This window comes from Mycobacterium sp. TH-M15 (genome assembly GCF_057473705.1).
This window is the reverse complement of sequence record NZ_JBYCLB010000166.1, coordinates 1-3,400: the sequence shown is the minus strand read 5'-3', so window position 1 is coordinate 3,400 and position 3,400 is coordinate 1. Positions and strand designations below refer to the sequence as shown.

The following is a 3,400-nucleotide window of genomic DNA, read 5'->3' as shown; positions in this document are numbered from 1 at the left end:
GTGCGGGCCTATCACGCGATGGCCACCACCCATGAGTCCAACACCGTGGCGATGTACGCCCGCGACGCCGCCGAAGGCGCCAAATGGGGCTGACCGGTGAGCGCGGTGAGTGACTTCGGCGCTGTCCCCAACGCCGCCGAACTCACCGTCGAGCAGGCGTGGTTCATCGCCGAGACCGTCGGCGCCGGAACGTTTCCGTGGGTGCTGGCGGTAACCACGCCGTACACCGACGCCGCGGAGCGGTCCGGGTTCATGCAGCGGCAGCGCGAAGAGCTGACCGCGATGGGCGTGGTGTCGCCGAGTGGATCGGTGAATCCGGCGGTCGCCGAATGGATTCGGATAGTCTGCTTCCCAGATCGCTGGCTGGAGTTGCGCTACGTCGGACCGGCGGCGCGCGGGCAGACGTCCGGCGCCCCGCAGATGCTGCGTGGCATCGCCGCACGTCGTGGACGTGACACCGGCGCCGGCGGGCAACCCGCGGGCAAAACCGTTGTCGCGCTGCGCAGTGCCCAGTTGGTCACCTTCACGGCAATGGACATCGACGATCCACGGGCGTTGGTCCCGGTGCTCGGCGCCGGGCTGCAGGGTCGGCGGCCGGCCCGGTTCGGCGAATTCAGCCTGCCGACCCGGGTCGGCGCGCGCGCCGACGAGCGGCTGCGCTCCGGTGCTCCGCTGGCGGAAGTAGTTGACTACCTGGCTATCCCGGCATCGGCGCGACCGGTTGTGGAGGCGGTATTCACCGGACCGCGCAGCTACGTCGAGGTGGTCGCCGGGTGTGACAACAACGGGCAGCATGCCACCACCGAGGTCGGTATGAGCATCGTGGACACCACCGCGGGCCGGGTTCTGGTCAGCCCGTCCCGCGCCTTCGACGGCGAGTGGCTGTCGACGTTCAGGCCCGGCACCGATTTCGCGGTCGCCCTCGCCGCCGAACAACTCACCGACTCGTTGCCGGCCGGACAGTGGTTCACCGACCGGCGGCTGGCCCGGGATTTCGCCACCCATTCGTCCTAACGAGATAAAGAAAAGAAGAGAGCAGCAATGTCTGAAACCGCGGTGATGTCGGGTGCCGCCATGCCGATCGTCCGGGTCGCCGTCCTCGCCGACAGCCGGCTGACCGAAGTCGCGCTCCCCGCCGAACTGCCGCTGCGGGAGATTCTGCCCGCGGTGCAGCGACTGGTGGCACCGGCCGGAGACGACGCGGAACAGCTCGACGGTTCGACCGCCCGGGTCAGTCTCGCGCCGGTGGGCGGTGCGCCGTTCAGTCTGGACGCCAGCCTGGACACCGTCGGCGTGGTGGACGGGGACCTGTTGACGCTGCGGCCGGTCTCCACCGGGCCGGCGGCGCCGGGCGTCGTCGAGGACATCGCGGACGCAGCGATGATCTTCTCTACTTCACGGCTGAAGCCGTGGGGCAGAACGCATGTCCAGCGTGGCGGACTGGCCGCGGTGGTCTGCCTGATGCTGGCCGCGACCGGGCTGGCCACCGCCCGTCAGGCGGTGGCCGGCGAGCCGCTCGGGCTGCTGGCGGTCGGGGCGATCGCGGTGCTGACGGTCCTGGCCGCCCTGCTGGCCCGCACCCGGTCGTCGTCTGCGGCGCTGGTGCTGTCGGCCGCGGCCCTGGTACCGGTGGCCGCCGCGTGCATGCTGGCGGTCCCCGGGCTGTTCGGTCCGGCACACCTGGTGCTCGGTGCCGCCGGGGTGGCTGCGTGGTCGCTGATCTGCCTGATCCTGCCCGGCGCCGACGGCGCCGACGGCGGCGAACGCCGCATCGCGTTGTTCACCGCGACCACCGTGGTCTCGGCCGGTGTGCTGGCCGCGGCCCTTGTCGAATCCTTCTGGCAGCTACCGCTGCTCCCCATCGGCTGCGGTCTGATCACCGCGTCGCTGCTGCTCACCATCGCGACCCCGCAACTCTCGGCGCTGTGGGCGCGCCTGCCGTTGCCGGTCATTCCGGCGCCGGGTGACCCGACGCCGTCGGCGCCGCCGCAACAGGTTCTCGAGGACCTGCCCCGCCGGGTCCGGGTCAGCGACGCGCACCAGACCGGCCTGATCGCCGGTGCGGTGCTGCTGGCCGTGCTCGGTTCCGCGGCGATCGCGGTGCGGCCGGAGATCCTGACCGGGTGGGCCTGGTTCGTCGTCGTCGGGACGGCGCTGGCCTGCGTCCTGCGGGCCCGGATCTGGAACTCGGCATGGTGCAAGGCCTGGCTGCTGGCCGAGCCGTACCTGGTCGGGGTGGCGCTGCTGGCCTGTTACGCGGCGACCGGCCGGTTCCTGGCCGCGGCGATCACGGTGCTGCTGCTGGCGGCGCCGACCGTGGCGTGGGCGGTGGTGGCGCTGAACCCGTCGGCCGCCGCGCCGGACAGCTACTCGTTGCCGCTGCGCCGGCTGGTCGGCCTCCTGTCCTCGGCGATCGACGCGACGCTGATCCCGGTGATGGCCTACCTGGCCGGAATCTTCGAATGGATCTCGTCTCGATGACGTTGCTGCGAAACGTCGGCATCGGTTGCGCTGCGGCCGCGCTGGCCGTGTCGACCGCCGCGCCCGGTCCGGCCGTCGAACCACCGAAGGTCGACCAGTCGGTCCCGCCGCCCCCGGGTGCGCCCGGCCCGATCCAGCCGATGGAGCAGCGCAGCGAGTGCGCGGTCGCCGGAGTGCTGCCGGGCACCGATCCGCGGACCGCGGCGCCCGGCCAGCGGCTGCTCGACCTGCCGGCGGCCTGGCGGTTGTCCCGCGGCGAAGACCAGACGGTGGCCATCGTCGACACCGGCGTACGGCCGGGTCCGCGACTGCCCGCGGTGCAGCCCGGCGGCGACTACGTGGCCGCCGGTGACGGACTGACCGACTGTGACGGGCACGGCACGCTGGTCGCCGGCATCGTCGCCGGCCAGCCCGGCGGCGATGGCTTCTCCGGGGTGGCGCCGGCGGCCCGGCTACTCTCGCTGCGGGTGGCGTCGGCGGCGTTCGCGGCGCGGACGGCCGGCGAGGACCCGTTGGCGGCCAACACGGCGGTCGACATCGACGCGATCGGCCGGGCCGTCGTACACGCCGCCGACCTGGGCGCCCGGGTCATCGTCATCTCGACACCGATCTGCCTGCCCGCCGACCGCAACGTCGACCAGGCCAGCCTGGGGGCGGCGCTGCGCTACGCGGCGGTGGAGAAGGACGCGGTCGTCGTGGCCGCGGCGGGCAACACCGGCCAGGCCGGGTGGACCGGGGCCAGCGGGGCGGCGTGTGAGTCCAACCCGCTCACCGATCTGAGCCGGCCGCAGGATCCGCGCAACTGGGCCGGGGTCACCTCCATCGCGGTGCCGTCTTGGTGGCAGCCGTACGTGCTTTCGGTGGGCTCGCTGACCGCCGGTGGCCAGCCGTCGGCGTTCACCATGGCCGGGCCCTGGGT

The 3,400-nt window shown here is 72.7% G+C and carries 3 protein-coding genes; all 3 read left to right on the top strand.

Features of this window, described 5'->3' with window-relative positions:
• Positions 1-105 precede the first annotated feature (105 nt).
• A complete protein-coding gene (locus AC2VNT_RS03925) occupies positions 106-1,014 on the top strand; it encodes an ESX secretion-associated protein EspG (RefSeq protein WP_486945606.1) in 909 nt (302 codons plus the stop codon).
• A gap of 45 nt (positions 1,015-1,059) precedes the next feature.
• Positions 1,060-2,481: a type VII secretion integral membrane protein EccD gene (gene eccD, locus AC2VNT_RS03920; protein WP_486945605.1), complete on the top strand. Its 1,422-nt coding sequence runs from the start codon at positions 1,060-1,062 to the stop codon at positions 2,479-2,481.
• A partial coding sequence (locus tag AC2VNT_RS03915) for a S8 family serine peptidase (protein WP_486945604.1) occupies positions 2,463-3,400 on the top strand: 938 nt, incomplete at its 3' end. The genes eccD and AC2VNT_RS03915, both read left to right, overlap by 19 nt.